This window comes from Embleya sp. NPDC008237 (assembly GCF_042956465.1).
Lineage (GTDB): Bacteria > Actinomycetota > Actinomycetes > Streptomycetales > Streptomycetaceae > Embleya.
Window position 1 is genome coordinate 701,495 of sequence record NZ_JBIBGL010000005.1, and the last position, 15,808, is coordinate 717,302.

Here is a 15,808-nt window from a genome sequence, read left to right on the forward strand (position 1 = left end):
GCCCATCCATCCATCCATCCACCCACGCGTACATCCATTCATAGCTCCATCCGTACGCCCGAACGCATAGCTACCCACCCACCCTTACGCCCATCCGCAGAACCGCACGTCCATCGATCCACACACACCTACACCCACACACCCGCCGTAACACACACCCGCACACCCGCCCGCACAGACGCCGTTTTAGCGTTGTAGTTCACCGAGCATATTCCGTACTAGAAGCGTGAACATGTCACGTCACTTTCCAACGTGCACCATGCCATGCGACTCACGCTCTACATTGCGCAACATACTCAAGGACACTTCTGAGAACAGTCCGCCGAGTACTCTTCGATGCAATTTCCGCAACATGTTGCGTTGTATGAGTTGTGAACTTGTGAAACATGCAGGTCAGGGCCCTCGATTGCCTAGATCATCCACATCGGACTCGGACGCAAGAGGTGCTTGTACCTTGGTGTCATGCCATACAGTCGGGCGCCAAAAATGGCGCCCGTATGGACCTCTTGATCACCTGGCAGCACGCGAGTCCGGCCACCGGTGGGCTCGTCGAGCGCTTCTCCCCTGACTGTTTCACGGGCGAGGAACGATGAGAACCGGTCCCGCTGCTGGAGCGACTGCCAGCCCCTTTGGCTTTGAGGCTCGACCCCTCACCGCCACTACTGCCATTGGACCGAGCCCTTCAGGACGCCCTGAGTGTGCGTCCGCACACTCACCAGGGCGGGGAAACGAACAGCACCAACCTCGTCTACAGGTCATCGGATCGAAGCAAGGGGCGTCCCAATCAGCGCGGCCGCGTCGGATGTCGCAGGCTCTCCATGACGCGGCACCTGGTGGGCATGGACGAGTTGGTGGAGCACTGAACGGTGCTCGATGACGACGCGGACCTGGTCACGGGGAGACGTGGCGGGACGCGGTTGGGCCTCGCGCTTCTGCTGAAGTTCGACAACCGGCACGGTCGGCTTCCACGAGTGCGGGGACCAGGCGGACTCAGCTCCCCCATCCCTCGGCGTCGCGATCGATCCAATCTTCGCTACTCGGGGCAGGGTGCTTGGATCAGGTCACTTGCACTGAAATGGTGGGAATGCGCAGCATAATCCGCAATCGATGACGGGTGGACACCATGCCTCTCGAGGGCGACTACGGGCCGAGTCCGGCTCGGTGGATCCGCGAACAGGTCGAGCTGTACGAGAGTTCGGGCGGCACGCAGGGGACGACGCTATGGGACACGGGCCTGCCCGTCGTCATTCTCACGTCGCGCGGTGCGCGGAGCGGCAAGCTTCGCAAGATCCCGCTGATGCGCGTGGAGCACGAGGGACGGTATGCGGCCGTGGCCTCGAAGGGAGGCTTCCCGCGTCATCCGGACTGGTACTTCAACCTCAGGTCCGACCCGCACGTGGATCTCCGGGACGGTGCCGTATGCCAGGACATGACGGCCCGTGAGGTTGCCGGGGACGAGAGGGCCGAGTGGTGGAAGCGCGCGGTCGCCGCGTTTCCGACATACGCGGAATATCAGGAGAACACCGACCGCGTGATCCCCGTCTTCGTGCTGGACCCGTGCGCGTGGTAGAGCCGGACGGTCTTGCGAGAGCCTGCCCCCGGCCATGCGAACGGACGAAGGCCCGGAGTGGCAGGGGCATTTGCCGAGGTCTGCACCTGCGCGTCGAGTCCGGGCCACTGTCGGGCATCGAGCTCGCATCCGACGACCCCGGCACCAGGATGGCGGTCTTTGTCCTCGTTGCCATGCGGGACTTGCGGCGCGACGTGTTGAGCGAGAAAACCCGCGAAGGCGTCGCCGCCGCCACCGAAACCGCCGGCAGGTGCCGCGCCGCCCGGCCGCGCCGGACGGGGACCGCGTCGCCGATGTCGAGCAGGCGTACCGCCAGAGAGTCGCCGTCAAGGCGCTCGCCGGACAACACCGGGTCGCCCCGAAGACCATCCGTCGCGTCCTGGACGCGCCCGTCGCCCGCGAACTGCCGCCCGCGAACTGCCCGAGCAACTCGACCCGCTCTCCACCTTGCCGCACCCCGGGAGAGCACCGCTCTCGCCACCGACTGCTGCGGGGTCGGCCGGAGACCCCTTCTGACCTGCGCATATGTGAGAATCCCCGTGTAAGCCAGTATCCACCGCAGGTTGGTGTGATCCTCTATGCCTTCCCGCTCCAGCCTCTCAGAACGGCATACACGGCATCGCCGCAGGTCAGAGCGTCGTGCAGAGATGCGCCGCACTCCTGACAAATGCGTCTATCTGATCGTGAACTCCAGTTGGCCCATGAATGCACATTGTTGAACCGGTTGGTGGGAAGTCGTACGCCAAGCCGGGCGGACGGCCCCTGCGTGGTGAGGGTCCGGAAGGCATCGTTCCGACAGAGGCCGGGCCCCCGCCGGTGTGATCGCGCAGCTGGACCTCGCGGACCCTTCGCGCTCTCCCCCATCGACCCGGCGGCGGCCGAGTGGATGGAGACGCGGGCTGGGTGACGCCCGGCGGTGGCGGAGCAGGGGGGAATGAGCTTGCTTCGCTTTGGCGGACAGCGTCTTTGTGGTGGTCAGGCCTCGAGTAGGGCTTCGTATTGCCGTGCAGCCTGCGGATGTTGGCCTCGGCGCGTGCGGCCGCCCGTGTCGGCCGGGGCCGGCTCGTAGGTCGTCCGGGTCGAGCCGCGCGTCGTCAACGCGCCGGCCGGAGCCATGCATGGACCATGGTCGGAGCACCCGGCGCAGCCGGGTCGGCGAGCAGCGGCTGGGGCGGCTGTGGGTGGGCGAAACCGTCCGGCGCCTCCGCCCGAACGGCTGCCCGGCCCGGCTCAGTTCTTCCGATCACCCAGGACACAGAATTCGTTGCCCTCCGGGTCGAGGAGGGTTACCCAGTGCTGCTCGCCCTGCACGGTGTCGGCGCGCCGGGCACCGAGGGAGAGCAGCCGGGCGACCTCGGCCTCCTGGTCGTCGGGGCGGAAGTCGGGGTGGAGCCGGTTCTTCGACGTCTTGCCCTCGGGGACAGGCACGAAGAGCAGCCCCGGCATCCGGTCCGGCTCAGGCCGGATTTCGATGATCTCCTCGGATTCGTCGACCACTACCCAGCCGAGAGCCTCGGCCCACCAGCGCCCGAGGGCGATGGGGTCGGAGGAGTCGACGATGATCTGTTCCCATTCGAGTGCCATGGGCGTGAGCATAAACGGGGTCGGCCGGCTGCCAGGGCTGGGGGTAAGTACCGTCGACCGCCGGTCCGGTGCGCGGATCGTATCCCGCAGAGCGGTGTGGTAGCGCGATGTGGCGGCAGCAAGTCGCGAGAAGTGACCGCCGCTACACCACTCCAGGGGACACCACCGCGGCCCGTTCCCAGGTCGATTTGAGGGTGTCGGAAGACGACTCGGCGAGTGCGTTGTCCCAGGACTGGCCGGTGCGTCCGACCGAGAGTCGGATGCCGAAGTCTGCTGGGAGCAGGGCCTGGGAGCGGGCGACCGAGGCGGAGACGGCCGTGCTGATCGGCCGGCTGCGTACGGCTCCGAATCGTTTCGTCGGCCCGCAGCACGTCCGCCGTGGCAGCGGGAACCGGCCGGTTTTCGATCAACGCGAGGCTCTGCAAGGACATGCCCACGGGCCTAAGCGGTCCTGCGGCCCGGCAGCAGCCAGGGGGGCCGCCGTTCCGCGGGGGCGCCCTGCCGATTCCTTACCTGTTCCGCTTGCTTGGAGTGCACTCCAAGGCCATAGCGTTCAGGGCATTCCCGTGTCACCAGGGCCTCGCCGGCGTCCCGGAAAGCTGCCCAACCTCGATACCGGCTCCCGGCTGAATACGAAATACGCGGGAGCCAGACGACCGATATCCCCGGAGTATCTTTAATGCAACAACGCAAACTAGGACAAAACCTCGAAGTCTCGGCTCTCGGGCTCGGCTGTATGGGCATGAGTTTCTTCTACGGTCAGCCACAAGACACAGCCGAGATGACGAAGCTGCTGCGGGCGGCCGTTGACCACGGCGTGACGTTCTTCGACACTGCCGAGGTCTACGGACCGTTTACAAATGAGGACCTGGTGGGTCGGGCGCTGGCACCGGTCCGCGACCAGGTGGTGATCGCCACCAAGTTCGGTATCAAGCACGGCGAGCACGGGCCGACCCCGATGTCCGGGGTCGACAGCAGACCCGAGCAGATCCGCCGGGTGACCGAGGCCTCGCTCAAGCGTCTTCGAACCGAGAGCATCGACCTGCTCTACCAACACCGCGTCGACCCCAACGTGCCCATTGAGGACGTGGCCGGCACGGTCAAGGAGCTGATCGCCGAAGGCAAGGTAAAGCACTTCGGCTTGTCCGAGGCCGGCGCCGCGACGATTCGTCGCGCCCACGCCGTGCAGCCGGTGACGGCACTGCAAAGCGAGTACTCGCTCTGGATGCGCGAGCACGAAACCGAAATCATTCCGACCTTGGAGGAATTGGGCATCGGTCTGGTGCCCTACAGCCCGCTCGGCAAAGGATTTTTGACCGGCAAGATCGATTCCAGCACCTCGCTGGCCGACGACGACCTCCGCCGCCTGCTTCCGCGCTTCAGCCCTGAAGCACGGCAAGCCAACCAGGTGCTGGTCGACCTGCTGCGGCAGATTGCCGACGACAAAGGAGCCACGCCGGCTCAGATCGCTCTCGCCTGGGTGCTGGCGCAGAAGCCGTGGTTCGTGCCGATCCCCGGCACCACCAAGCTGCACCGCCTGGAAGAGAACCTGGGCGCACTCGACGTCGAGCTGACATCCGGCGACCTACATCGGATCGAAGAGGCCGCCGCCAACATCCGGATCCAGGGCGAACGTCTCCCCGAGCAGTTGCAGTCACGGTTCGGCCGCTGAACCCGCCCGACTTTCCGGGCGTCCGGACCGTGCCATCCACCGCGATCAACCGCGAGCGGCTCCGACCGGGTCGGTTCGCGCGGCCGCCCTGCAAACGATGGCGAGGTCCGGTTGGTTGTCCGGGCGATCATTGGTGGCGGGCGTCCGGCTGCTGTTTGATGCGCTGGTGACGGCGGCCCGAAGTCGATTGCCAGGGGTCTGCTGCTGCGTGACCATCGTCGGATGGGTAGGGATGCGGGTCGCACGCTGATGCGGGTTGTGCAGACGTGTTCTGCCTACCCGTCGCAGTGGAACGCCTGGACGGCAGACGGCCAGTACTTGTACCTCCGATACCGGCATGGTGTGGGTTGTGTCGAGTGGCATCCCGGCCCTGACGATGATGCCGAAACGCCGGACTCGTGGAACGAGGGCCTTTCGGGGGTCCTGGCCGAATGGGACGACGGCACCGGCGGCGGCGTCATCAGCCTTGAGGCCTTCCTCGCGGCAGCAGGCCTGGTGTTGGCGCCGGGCGCCTTGCCGAGCTGAGGTTGTGGCACGCGTTCGGGTGCGGGGTCGGACGCGGAGCGCGGCTGCGCACACACACGACCGGCCGAACATCTCCCGGCGGCTGCCTTGTTGGCCGTGGTGCGCCGGCCCTTGGGTGTTGCGACGACTTGTTCGACGAGGGCTTGCGGAGCTTGGAAGCCGAGTGGTGAAAGCCGTGTCGACGGCGGGTGGTTCGGTCTCGGGCAGCGGGTTGATCGGAGCGGGTTCGATGCCGTCGACTGGCAGTGTTCCGGCTCCGGCGATATCCGGCGGGCGTGGATGAAGGACGCGACGGCCCGCCGGATGATCGGCGTCGGCAGGTCCCTTCGGCAGCCGGCGGTAAACTGGCTGACACCGAAGACCGCGCCCGCGACGTCCTGCGGGAGGTTCTTGCGCATTGGGCAGGGCACCAGCATCACCCCGACCGGTACAGCGCGATTGCCGCGAGCCGTCCGCCCGTTCGTCCGCCCGTCCGCCCGGCGGCTTGCCTCCCGGCTGCCTGCCTCCCGGCCTTGCCGAGCGCTCTTTGCACCGCGCCCATGCAGTAGAACCCCGTTGCCCGCTGTCGAGGCCCGTGAGAGCATCAAGGTTCAACGGTCCGTCTCCTTTCATTTATGCTTCGCAACGCGAATGAGAGTGCGGGCCTTTGCCATGTCCACGGTTTTGAGCAAATTCGTTAGGGTCTGCGAATGGCAGGTACCGTTTGATGTCCGCGACAGAGCCGCCCGAAGCCTGCATCGAGGATGCGAGCAATATCCTGGTTGCGCCTTCGATGTTGCACGATAATGACTTGATCAGGGATTTCTTCGGGTCCACGATCACGCCGGAGGACCTTGCTTCCGGTTCGCCCGACCTCGCACTGAAGACTGTCTACCTGTGTGGTGATATATCCGGGATCAGCCGCCGCCAACTGCATGCGGCTGCTCGGGTATTCGTTATCCGGGAGCTGGCACACGGTTACCGCGAGGACGTGGACACCCCGTGGACCTTCGTCGACCTCGGCCGAGTTCCCATCCGCGTGCATGGCATCGGCGTGTATTACCGCCGCTTTTTCGGGCTCGGCGGGGATTACTTCGGGCGGATCAGTGCGGAGCACGCGTTCCAGTCCCTGACGGAGTCCACCAAGCCCGGAACAGCCCATCGCAGCGGAATCTATCTGACGCCCGTCACACGAAACGGTGACGAACTACATTTCCGCCTGCTCCGGTGCTCCACGAATCTCTCGGGGCCGACCGAGAGCTTTCGCCCGACCGATACGCGCATCGTCGAGGCTCTGAACCGCGAGGCCGCCACCGTCTTCCGGAACCAGGCACCGCTGAATCACGTCCTCGCGCAGATCTACCACAACACCCTTGCCACGGCCGAGCGCAAGCAGTCCAAGGCCAAGATCTCGGCTCATGCCGACAAGACCAAGGACATGCCCGTCAATGGCATCATGGCCTTCTGCACGTTTTATGACGGGCTCGACAAGCTGCAGCCCTTGGCCGAAGACCCCTTCGACTTCGGGGTGAAGGGTGCGGGCGGGCTGACCAAACTTCACTTCCGCCTCAAGGAACCGACCGAAGGACGCGACGAGGTCGCGCTGCCCACGCAGTTCACCCTGACTCTCTATCCCGGCTCCGTGTTCTTCATGCCGCTGTCCACCAACCGCCTGTATACGCACGAAATCCGGCCGTCGACGTTGGACGCCGAATCGCTCCCGACCCGCCTGGGATACGTGGTGCGCTGTTCGAGCGCCGAAGCAGTTCACAAGAACGGTCAGACGTTCCTCAAAGTGGCCGGAGACTTGCTGAAGTTGGGGCCGCCCACACCGGACGGCATGAACGAGCTGCGCAGGCTGTACGCCGAGGAGAACAGGACCTCGTCGTTCATCGATTACGGTGACGAACCTCTCTTCAGTATGAACACGGGAGACTACGTTGCCCCCCGAATCTAGGATCTCGGAAGAGATCCTCTCGTGTGCTCTGCCGACCGAGGAGAATCTTTTTGCGGAGCTGTCCGCGTCGGCTCGTTGGGAAGACGTGGGAAAGGGCCGGCGGGGCGCCGTGCTTGCCAGGGTCGACGAGGCGGGGGGTGTGCCTCTCGTTCGTACCACCACTCGATACAGCAGCCCGGCGCAGCGTTTCCGGGAGGTGCACGAACGGCTGGCGCAACAGGTTCTAGAACGTGCGGGGCTGTCGGTCGGCTTCAACAACGCTCTCATCGAGAGCTACACGAACGCTTACACAACCATGGGCAGCCACTCCGACCAGGCCCTCGACCTGGCCGATGAGTCGTTTATCGCGGTCTTCTCCTGCTACCGGTATCCCGAAGCGAGCCCGCCGAGGAAGCTGATCTTCGCATCAAAGGAGTCCGAGCCCGGTGGCGAGACGTTCGAGATCCCTCTCGCCCACAACAGTATCGTCGCGTTTTCTGTCGCATCGAATCGGCGACTCCGACACAAAATCGTATTGGACGCGTCCGCCGTCCGGACGGCGGACAACCAATGGTTGGGTGTGACCTTCCGAACGTCAAAGACCTTCGTTCGGTTTCGCGACGGACATGTTTACCTCCCGCAGGGTGCGCGCCTCGTGTCGGCCGACGATGAGCAGAAGCAGGAGTTTTACCGACTACGGCGCCGTGAGAACAACGAAACGGACTTCATCTATCCCCTGCTGACATACACCGTCAGCGAGAGCGATCTGCTGCTGCCCGTCTGACCTCGGCGGTTGTGGAGGCCGACGCGGCAATGTGGATCGGCGTTCGGCCCGTGCGTGCTCCCGCGTCGAATGCCGGATGAATTTGGTTGCGGTGGGCGGCTGGGGCCCGGTGAGGTACCTGCATGGACGGGGCTGCGGCGCAGGGACGATGGGCGAGGGCGAGGGCGGAGAGAGGTTGTGCGGTTGCGGGGCGGGCCTCGTGGCGCGGCTGCTGACTGCGCACGCGAACTCCGGTGCCTGCAACGCCGGCATCGCAGCGGGTGCCGCGCTCGGGGGACTGATTCTGGCGTTTGGCGACGTGCGGGGCACCTTCCTCGCCGGTGGGCTGCTGAGCGTCGGGGCCTGCGTGGTGCTACTCGCCGGGGCGCATCGGCCCGAACGTGAGAACGGAACATGAGAACGGGACATGAGAACGGACGTGAGAACACTCCAGGCCGCGGGGGTCGGGGCTGCCGCTGCGATGGGCGAGGCTGTCCTGGCATCGTCGAGGATCAATTGCGGGACGGCGCCTGGCGGGGTGGCCGGAGCGCGTCGGTGACGACCTTGTCGGCAGCGCGTTGCTGGGAGAGCGTTTCGGGCATGCTTCCGTCGAGTGCGAAGTTCATGGAGACCACCGCCCCTCGTCGGCCGTCCTCGGTGACGCCGACGGTCACGATGGAGCCCGAATCGCCGCCGTCGTGACCCCAGTAGCGTCCGCCGCCGGGCAGCGGACGCGAGACCAGCCCGAGGCCGTATCGGCCGTCGGGCCAGAACGGTTCGATCTCGGGGCCGACCGGCCGGGTGGTCTTCATCGCGGTCAATTCGGCGGGGCGCAGCAGGCGTCCGCCGAGGAGTGCCCGGAAGAAGGTGTCGAGATCGCGGGTGGTGGAGACGATGCCGCCGGTCGCGTAGGCGGGGATCTGGGAGGTGACGTCGACGAGTTCGCCGTCGAAGCGCTGGTACTGCTTGGCGTGCGGCAGTCGGATCTCCGGTGAGGTTCCGGGCGAATAGGTGTGCCGCATGCCCAGCGGTCGGAAGATGCGGCGGTCGAACTCGCGGTCCCACGGCTGCCCGGTGATGCGTTCGATGAGCAGTTCGGCGATCATGTAGCCGGTGTTGGAGTAGGCCCAGCCTTCGCCGGGCTCGAAGAGCTGCGGCAGGGCGACCCCGTGCGCCACCAACTCCTCCGTGGAGTAGCGCTGATAGCGCATCCTCAGGTATTCCGCCTTCGTGTTCCAGGTCGGGATGGCGTCCTGCAGGCCCGCGGTGTGCTGGAGCAGTTGGCGGATCGTGATCGGGCGGCCGGCCACGATCCCGGGCAGCCATCGTTCGACCCGGTCGTCGAGTTGCAGGCGACCCTCGCCGACGAGTTGGAGAACCACGGTTGCGGTGAAGGCCTTGGACGTGCTGGCGATTCGGAACGCGCCGTCGGCGGGGATCGCACGTCCGGTGCGCACATCGGCGACGCCGACGCGCGCGGCGCAGGTGGCCCGACGCGTCGTCGCCCTCGCCTGAACGGCCGGGATTCCCAGAGCCGATACCGCCTCGGCATTGCGATGCAGCTGCCTGTAGTCGGGTAGGTCGAAGGTGTTGGCGAGGTCGTGCGTGACGGTGTCGCCGATGGCCGTCGTGTCGTCGACCCTCTTGCCGATATCCGACTTGTCGTTGGCGATCGGCGAGCAGGATGGCGTTGCCCCCGCGCCCGCCTTCGCCCCCGCGGCGGGTGGAGCGATCACGACGGCGGCTGCGGCGGTGCTCAGCGCCAAGGTCAGCGCCAACTTCGTCGTCGACTTCAGTGGAGCGGCGTGAAGGTGGTTTCTCATGCCAGGAAAGTTAGGCGGCGCCGGGACGCCCACCGATACCGCAGGCTGGAGGTATTTCGATACAGCGGGCTGTATTACGGGGTCGTACTCCTGTTCGCATACTGGCCGTCATGTATGGAGCCGACGCGTTGCGTGCCTGCGCCTACCTGCTCGGCAACCTGGTCGCGGCGATCGGGGGTCTCCTCTTCCTCCCCCACCCGGGGGCAGCGGGCGACTGGGCGGACCGTCGGCGGTCCGCGGCTCGGCGATGGCTCGGCGTACCGAGTGACTCGTCACCGACCACGCGCCGTTGGCTGGCGATCAACGCGTTGACCGGCGTGCCGGCGGGCCTCCTGGCGCTATTGGTTGTCGGCAACATCGTCGTCGGCGTGGTCGGCACGACCGCCTGGTGGGCGTTTCCGCCCGCCGACCGCCCGCGGTTGTGGTTCGACGTGCCGGTCGACGACTGGGGCGACGCACTGTCGTTCGGCATCGTTCAGGTCGCCGGCCTCGGCGCTGTGCTGTGCCTGCTGCTGCCGCCGCTCGCACGCGCCCAGACTCGTCTCCTCGCACCGTCACGGGCGGAGCGGTTGGCCCGCCGGATGGCCACGCTGACCCGGACACGAGCCGATGTCCTCGACGCGCATGGCGCCGAACTCCGCAGAATCGAGCGGGACTTGCACGACGGCACGCAAGGTAGGCTCGTCGCGATGACGATGCAACTCGCCCTGGCGCGCCAAGCGGTGCGCGAGGAACCGGACACGGCCGAGAGCTTGATCGAACGCGCACACGCGAGCGCCGAGGCCGCGCTGGCCGAACTCCGCAACGTGATTCGCACGATCTACCCGCCGATCCTCGCCGACCGGGGGCTGCCCGGGGCGTTGACCGCGGTCGCCGGGCGTTCGGGCGTGCCTGCCCGGCTCGACATGGGCGAGCTGGGCGATGTCCCCGCCGCGGTGGAAACGGTCGCCTACTTCACGGTCGTCGAGGCGCTCACCAATGCGGCCAAGCACAGTGGGGCGTCCGCCGCCACGGTCGCGGTCGAACGCGAGGGCGGCCGGCTGCGGATTCGGATCACCGACGACGGGACAGGTGGCGCCGACGAGGCGCGGGGCACCGGGCTGGCCGGGATACGCCGTCGCGTGGAGGCGCTCGACGGCGAGGTCACGGTGGACAGTCCGGCCGGCGGCCCCACGGCCATCACGGTGGAGTTGCCGTGCGGCTGGTGATCGCCGAGGACAACGTGCTGCTCGCGGAGGGTCTACAGCTCATCCTGGCCAAGCATGGCTTCGAGGTCGCCCGGGTCGCCGAGACGGCCGACGACCTGCTCGCGGCGGTGGAAGAACACGATCCACAGGCGGCCATCGTCGATGTGCGGCTGCCGCCGTCGTACCGCGACGAGGGATTGCAGGCGGCGATTGCGCTACGGCGACGACGGGCGGGCTTCCCCATCCTGGTGTTGTCGCAGTACATCGAGCAGACGTACGCGACCGAGCTGCTGTCCACCGGTCACCACGGCGTCGGCTACCTGTTGAAGGACCGGGTCGGCCGGGTCGCCGAGTTCATCGACGCGCTCCGCAAGGTCGCGGCGGGTGGCATGGCACTCGACGCCGAGGTCATCGCGCAGGTCGTCCGCCGGCGGGACGATCCGCTGACGACGCTGACCACACGGGAGCGGGAAGTCCTGGGTCTGATGGCCGAGGGCCTCGACAACCTGACCATCGCCGCACGTCTGCGGGTGTCGGACAACGCGGTGCACAAGCACATCGGGCACATCTTCGCCAAGCTGGGCCTGGCCGCCGGCGACGCCGGTCACCGCCGCGTGCTTGCCGTCCTCACCTACCTGGACGCATCGCCGCACTGACGGCCGCGTGCAACTCGCCCGCTCGGGCAGCCGCGGCTGCGGGCTCGAGAGCGGGTGCGGTGGCCCGGTCGCCGTCTCGGTCGGGTGGCGTCACTCGTGCGGTTCGGTCTCCAGGACCATGCCTGACGTGCCGGCCATCATGCGGCGCAGGACGGCATCGGCCCGCTCGTTGTCGCGGGCCATGACCGCGTCGAGCAGGTCGCGGTGTACTTCGTCGACCGCCCGGTCGGTCCAGCGCCGCGCGTCCGCCGGATTGGGCCGGCTCCAGTGCCGGTACAGCTCGGCCTCCTCGCGCAGGGAGGCGGCCAGGTTGCGCAGCCGGGGGTTGGCGCAGCCGGCCAGGAGAGCGGTGTGGAAGTCGGCGTGGGCGATCAGCCAGTCCTCGCCCGGTTGGTCGCCGTCGTCGCGTGGGGTCTGCTCGAAGGTGTGGTGGGCGGCCGGCACTTGGGCCTGCCATGCCAGGTCGCCCTCGGCGATCGCGCGACTCAGGGCGAGTGACTCGATCTCGGTGCGGGCGTCGGTCAGGATCGCGCGACTCAGGGCGAGTGACTCGATCTCGGTGCGGGCGTCGGTCAGGTCGGCCAGTCCGCGAGGGGTGACGTCGGTGACCCGGAAACCGTGGTGGGCCTCGGAGCGGACCAGGTTCTTGGCGACCAGTTTGAGCAGGGCTTGGCGTACGGCGCCGGTGCTCACCCCATATCGCTCGCTGAGCTCGGGGAACTTGAGCCGCGCGCCGGGTCGACTCCGGCCGCCCTCGGCTTCTTCATCGGCGGGCACACGCTGGCGCGCGCGGTCCTGGTGCCATGGGCGGCGGGCGAATGAGGGCGGGGTACTTGATGCGCGGCGACTTCGGCGGCGCGACTCCGTCCGACGGTGCAACTTCGTCCGATGGTGCGACGTCATCCGGCGGCGCGGCTTTCGGCGGCGCGACGTCTTCCGAGGCGAGCGTGGGCGCCTCTGTCACGCCGCGGCCGCCACCGCGCGCCTGACCGAGTTGGCCGGCGGCTTCACCGGAATGCTCCGGGCGGCGGGCGCGTTCCCCGCGGCGCTCTTCGGCAAGGGCTGAGGGCCGCGGTCGGGTCTGTTGCCCCTGGCCTCCCGGTCGGCACGTGACGCGAGGACCGGTACCGGAGCTCCGGAGGTATCGGTCCACGCGGCGGGCCTTGGCCGACGAGTCCAATTGGACTCGTTTCCGATCGGACTCGTCGGGACGGGGTCGTCGGCTTGGGACGGGGCTTCGGGCGGACCGCTATCGCGTCGACCTCGGACATCATGTCGGGAAGGGTCAGGGCGGCGACGCCGAGGAGGGTTCGGGCCGGTGGCTGGTCACCCCGGATGCCGGTGATCACCTTGAGGAGCGAATGAGGCGGTGCTTGCCGGCGGGGCGGGTCGGCGCGAGAGGGACCGGATCGTGTTCGGTATCAGTTGTCGCGTAGTCGGCGGGCGGTCATCGCCCAGGCAGCCGGTACGGTCGCGGCGAGCAGTGCTCCGGCCGTCGCCAGGGCACTTTGCGCGCTCGGGCCCGCGGCCTGCCCGGAGGCGTTGCCGGTCAGGTAGACGCCGCCGACGATGGCTACGCCGAGCGTGCCGCCGAGTTGCTGGACGGCGTTGAGGAGCCCCGCCGCCGAGCCGCTCTCCTGCGGCGAGACGTGGCGCAGCGCGGCGGTGAAGAACGGCGCCGTGAACAGGCCCACACCGAGGCCGGCCAGGGCGAGGGCGAACGGCAGCCCGAGCGGGTAGTGGCCGTTGGGCGCGGCCCGATAGGCGAGGGCCGCGGCGGCCAGGCCGGCGGCGAGGGTGACGATGCCGGCGTGCAGGACGCGGGTGCCGTAGCGGGGGACGAGGTGGCTGCCCGCGGCCCAGGAGGCGACCGCCAGGCCGACGGACCACGGCAGCAGGGTGAGGCCGGCGCTGAGCGGGCCGTTGCCCAGGCCCAGTTCCAGGTGCAGTACCACGGTGATCATCACGCCGTTCAGTACGGCGAAGAACAGGGTGGAGGTGGCCAGTGCGGCGGGGAATGTGCGACCGCGCAGCAGGGACGGCTCGACCAGTGGGGTGCGGCCGGCGGCGGCCGCGCGGCGCTGGTGGGCGGTGAACGCGAGCAGGACGAGTGCGCCGAGCGTGGCGACGGCCCACGCGCGTGCACTCGGCGCGCCGGTGCCGGCGGTGAGCGGGCACACCAGCAGTGCGGTGCCGACCATGGCCAGGACGGTGCCGGTCGGGTCGAGGCGAGGGCGTACGGGGGCGCGGTCCTCGCGCAGGTTCGGGGCGAGGGCCAGGACGGCGGCCGCGAGGGGCAGGTTGACCAGGAACACCGCGCGCCACGAGGTGCCGAACAGGTCGGCGTGGGTGAGCACGCCGCCCAGGACCGGGCCGAGAACCGCGGACAGGCCCATGACCGGGCCTATGGTGCCCAGTGCCTTGGACAGTTCGTCGCCGTCGAACATGGCGCGGATCAGTCCGAACGTCTGAGGGATGACCAGGGCGGCGGCGGCACCCTGTGCCGCGCGCAGGCCGATGAGGGTGCCGGCGGTCGGGGCGAACACGCAGGCCAGTGAGGTGAGGGCGAACAGGGTGACGCCGATCCGGAAGATCCGGCGGCGGCCGGCGATGTCGCCGAGGCGGGCGGCGGTGAGGAGGCCGAGGGCGAAGGCGAGGGTGTAGGCGGCGCTGTACCAGGGGATCGCAGCGGCGGGGCCGCCGAGTTCGGCGTGGATGACGGGGCCGGCGACCTGGACGATGGTGGCGTCGAGGAGGTTCATGGCCTCGGCGGTGAGCAGCGCGATCAGGGCGGTCCACCGCCGGCGGTACACGACGGGGGCCGGCCGGCCGGGCGGAGCGACCGGGGTGTCGTGGGCGGTGGGGGTGATGGTGGTGGCCCGTGTGTCGGTGGGCGCGGGGGAGGGCTCGGTCGAGTGCTTCTTGGTGGGCTCGGTGGCGTGCTCGGTCATGGGTCCCCGTGATCGGTGTCGTGCGCGGGTCCGCGGCTTCCCGGGTTGTCGTCCCGGCGTGCGGCTCGACCCCCACCTTGATCGGGTTTTGCCTTCCGGTTCCACTTCCCATGATCGGATGGGCGATTACATCCATGAGGATCGGCTATTTTGCGGGATATGCTCGAACTCGACGATCTCGATCGCGGCCTGATCCATGCCCTGCACGTGGACGCGCGCGCCCCGTTCACCCTCATCGCCGAGATCCTCGGCTCCTCGACCCAGACCGTGGTGCGCCGCTACCGCCGCCTGCACGCCGAAGGCGGCTTGCGTGTGGTCGCCCTGCCGACCCCGCGCGGCATCCGCGCGCACCAGTGGTTCGTGCGTCTGACCGCCGCCACCCGTACCGCCCACGACATCGCGGTTGCGTTGGCCCGCCGCCCGGACAGCTCGTGGGTTCGGCTGACCTCCGGTGGCACCGAGATCGTCGCGATCATCCACACCGCGCCCAGCGGCCCGGACGCCCATTCCCTCCTGCTGCGCGACATCCCGCGCACCGCCGGCGTCACCGCGGTCTCCGCGCACTACCTGCTGCACACCTACCTGGGCGGGCCCACCGCGTGGCGCGGCCGGCTCGGCGCGCTCACCCCCGAACAGGAGGCCCGGCTGCGTGCCCAGGTCGCGCCGGCCGCCGACGTGGAAAGGGACGATCCGGACCCGCTCACCGACGCCGACCTGCGCCTGCTGGCCGCGCTGCGCGAGGACGGCCGGGCCGGCTACGCGGATCTGGCCGCTGCGACCGGTTCCACGCCCTCCACGGTCACCCGTCGGCTGACTCGACTGCGTTCGTGCGGCGCACTGTTCTTCGACGTCGACATCGAACCCGCCCTCCTGGGCGCCACCGTGTCCGCGCTGCTGTGGATGCAGGTTGCTCCCAGCCGTCTCGACGATGTCGCCACCGTGTTGGCCGGCCACGAGGAACTCGCCGTCGTCGCCGCCACCACCGGCCCCACCAACCTGGTCGCCCACGCCCTGTGCCGCGACGCGGAGGCCCTGCACCACTACCTGACACGTCGCGTCGCTCTCGATGCCATCACCCGCATCGAGACCGCACCGGTCCTGCGCACCTACAAGGCCGCCGCGACCCTGCGCGGCTGACCGAGTGCCGCGCTCCGCTCCCGCT

General features: G+C 68.3%; 13 protein-coding genes. 9 read left to right on the plus strand and 4 right to left on the minus strand.

Annotated elements, in window-relative coordinates; translation table 11 throughout:
- Positions 1-1,123: 1,123 nt before the first annotated feature.
- Complete coding sequence (locus tag ACFZBU_RS16785) at positions 1,124-1,570, plus strand: nitroreductase family deazaflavin-dependent oxidoreductase (RefSeq protein WP_391584307.1); 447 nt, start codon at positions 1,124-1,126, stop codon at positions 1,568-1,570.
- 1,230 nt (positions 1,571-2,800) lie between these two features.
- Here ACFZBU_RS16785 and ACFZBU_RS16790 read toward each other — a convergent pair.
- Complete coding sequence (locus ACFZBU_RS16790; protein WP_391584308.1) at positions 2,801-3,154, minus strand: VOC family protein; 354 nt, start codon at positions 3,152-3,154, stop codon at positions 2,801-2,803.
- Positions 3,155-3,833: 679 nt separating this feature from the next.
- Here ACFZBU_RS16790 and ACFZBU_RS16795 point away from each other — a divergent pair.
- The 5 genes from ACFZBU_RS16795 to ACFZBU_RS16815 all read left to right on the plus strand — a co-directional run bounded on the left by ACFZBU_RS16795 (position 3,834) and on the right by ACFZBU_RS16815 (position 8,447).
- Entirely contained in the window at positions 3,834-4,826 is a 993-nt protein-coding gene (locus ACFZBU_RS16795; protein ID WP_391584309.1) for an aldo/keto reductase, read from the plus strand.
- A 222-nt stretch (positions 4,827-5,048) separates the two neighbouring features.
- On the plus strand, positions 5,049-5,351 hold the full coding sequence (locus ACFZBU_RS16800) for a hypothetical protein (protein ID WP_391584310.1): 303 nt from the start codon (positions 5,049-5,051) through the stop codon (positions 5,349-5,351).
- 706 nt (positions 5,352-6,057) lie between these two features.
- On the plus strand, positions 6,058-7,287 hold the full coding sequence (locus tag ACFZBU_RS16805; RefSeq protein ID WP_391584311.1) for a hypothetical protein: 1,230 nt from the start codon (positions 6,058-6,060) through the stop codon (positions 7,285-7,287).
- Positions 7,271-8,050, plus strand: a complete 780-nt coding sequence (locus ACFZBU_RS16810; RefSeq protein ID WP_391584312.1) for a hypothetical protein — start codon at positions 7,271-7,273, stop codon at positions 8,048-8,050. The genes ACFZBU_RS16805 and ACFZBU_RS16810 overlap by 17 nt, the downstream gene beginning before the upstream one ends.
- A 199-nt stretch (positions 8,051-8,249) precedes the next feature.
- A complete protein-coding gene (locus ACFZBU_RS16815) occupies positions 8,250-8,447 on the plus strand; it encodes a hypothetical protein (RefSeq protein ID WP_391584313.1) in 198 nt (65 codons plus the stop codon).
- A 94-nt stretch (positions 8,448-8,541) separates the two neighbouring features.
- Here the strand turns inward: ACFZBU_RS16815 and ACFZBU_RS16820 are convergent, their stop codons facing one another.
- Positions 8,542-9,852 (minus strand): serine hydrolase domain-containing protein, encoded by a 1,311-nt coding sequence (locus tag ACFZBU_RS16820; protein WP_391584314.1) that lies wholly within the window; start codon positions 9,850-9,852, stop codon positions 8,542-8,544.
- Between the two features lie 110 nt (positions 9,853-9,962).
- On the opposite strand from ACFZBU_RS16820, the gene ACFZBU_RS16825 reads away from it, so the two are divergent.
- Positions 9,963-11,060, plus strand: a complete 1,098-nt coding sequence (locus ACFZBU_RS16825) for a sensor histidine kinase (protein ID WP_391584315.1) — start codon at positions 9,963-9,965, stop codon at positions 11,058-11,060.
- Complete coding sequence (locus tag ACFZBU_RS16830; RefSeq protein WP_391584316.1) at positions 11,048-11,695, plus strand: response regulator; 648 nt, start codon at positions 11,048-11,050, stop codon at positions 11,693-11,695. The genes ACFZBU_RS16825 and ACFZBU_RS16830 overlap by 13 nt, the downstream gene beginning before the upstream one ends.
- Before the next feature lie 90 nt (positions 11,696-11,785).
- Here the strand turns inward: ACFZBU_RS16830 and ACFZBU_RS16835 are convergent, their stop codons facing one another.
- Together ACFZBU_RS16835 and ACFZBU_RS16840 are read right to left on the minus strand one after the other, a co-directional pair.
- Positions 11,786-12,598, minus strand: a complete 813-nt coding sequence (locus tag ACFZBU_RS16835; protein WP_391584317.1) for a GntR family transcriptional regulator — start codon at positions 12,596-12,598, stop codon at positions 11,786-11,788.
- A 518-nt stretch (positions 12,599-13,116) separates the two neighbouring features.
- Positions 13,117-14,646, minus strand: a complete 1,530-nt coding sequence (locus tag ACFZBU_RS16840; RefSeq protein ID WP_391584318.1) for an MFS transporter — start codon at positions 14,644-14,646, stop codon at positions 13,117-13,119.
- 159 nt (positions 14,647-14,805) lie between these two features.
- On the opposite strand from ACFZBU_RS16840, the gene ACFZBU_RS16845 reads away from it, so the two are divergent.
- Positions 14,806-15,783: an Lrp/AsnC family transcriptional regulator gene (locus tag ACFZBU_RS16845; RefSeq protein ID WP_391584319.1), complete on the plus strand. Its 978-nt coding sequence runs from the start codon at positions 14,806-14,808 to the stop codon at positions 15,781-15,783.
- Positions 15,784-15,808: the final 25 nt, after the last annotated feature.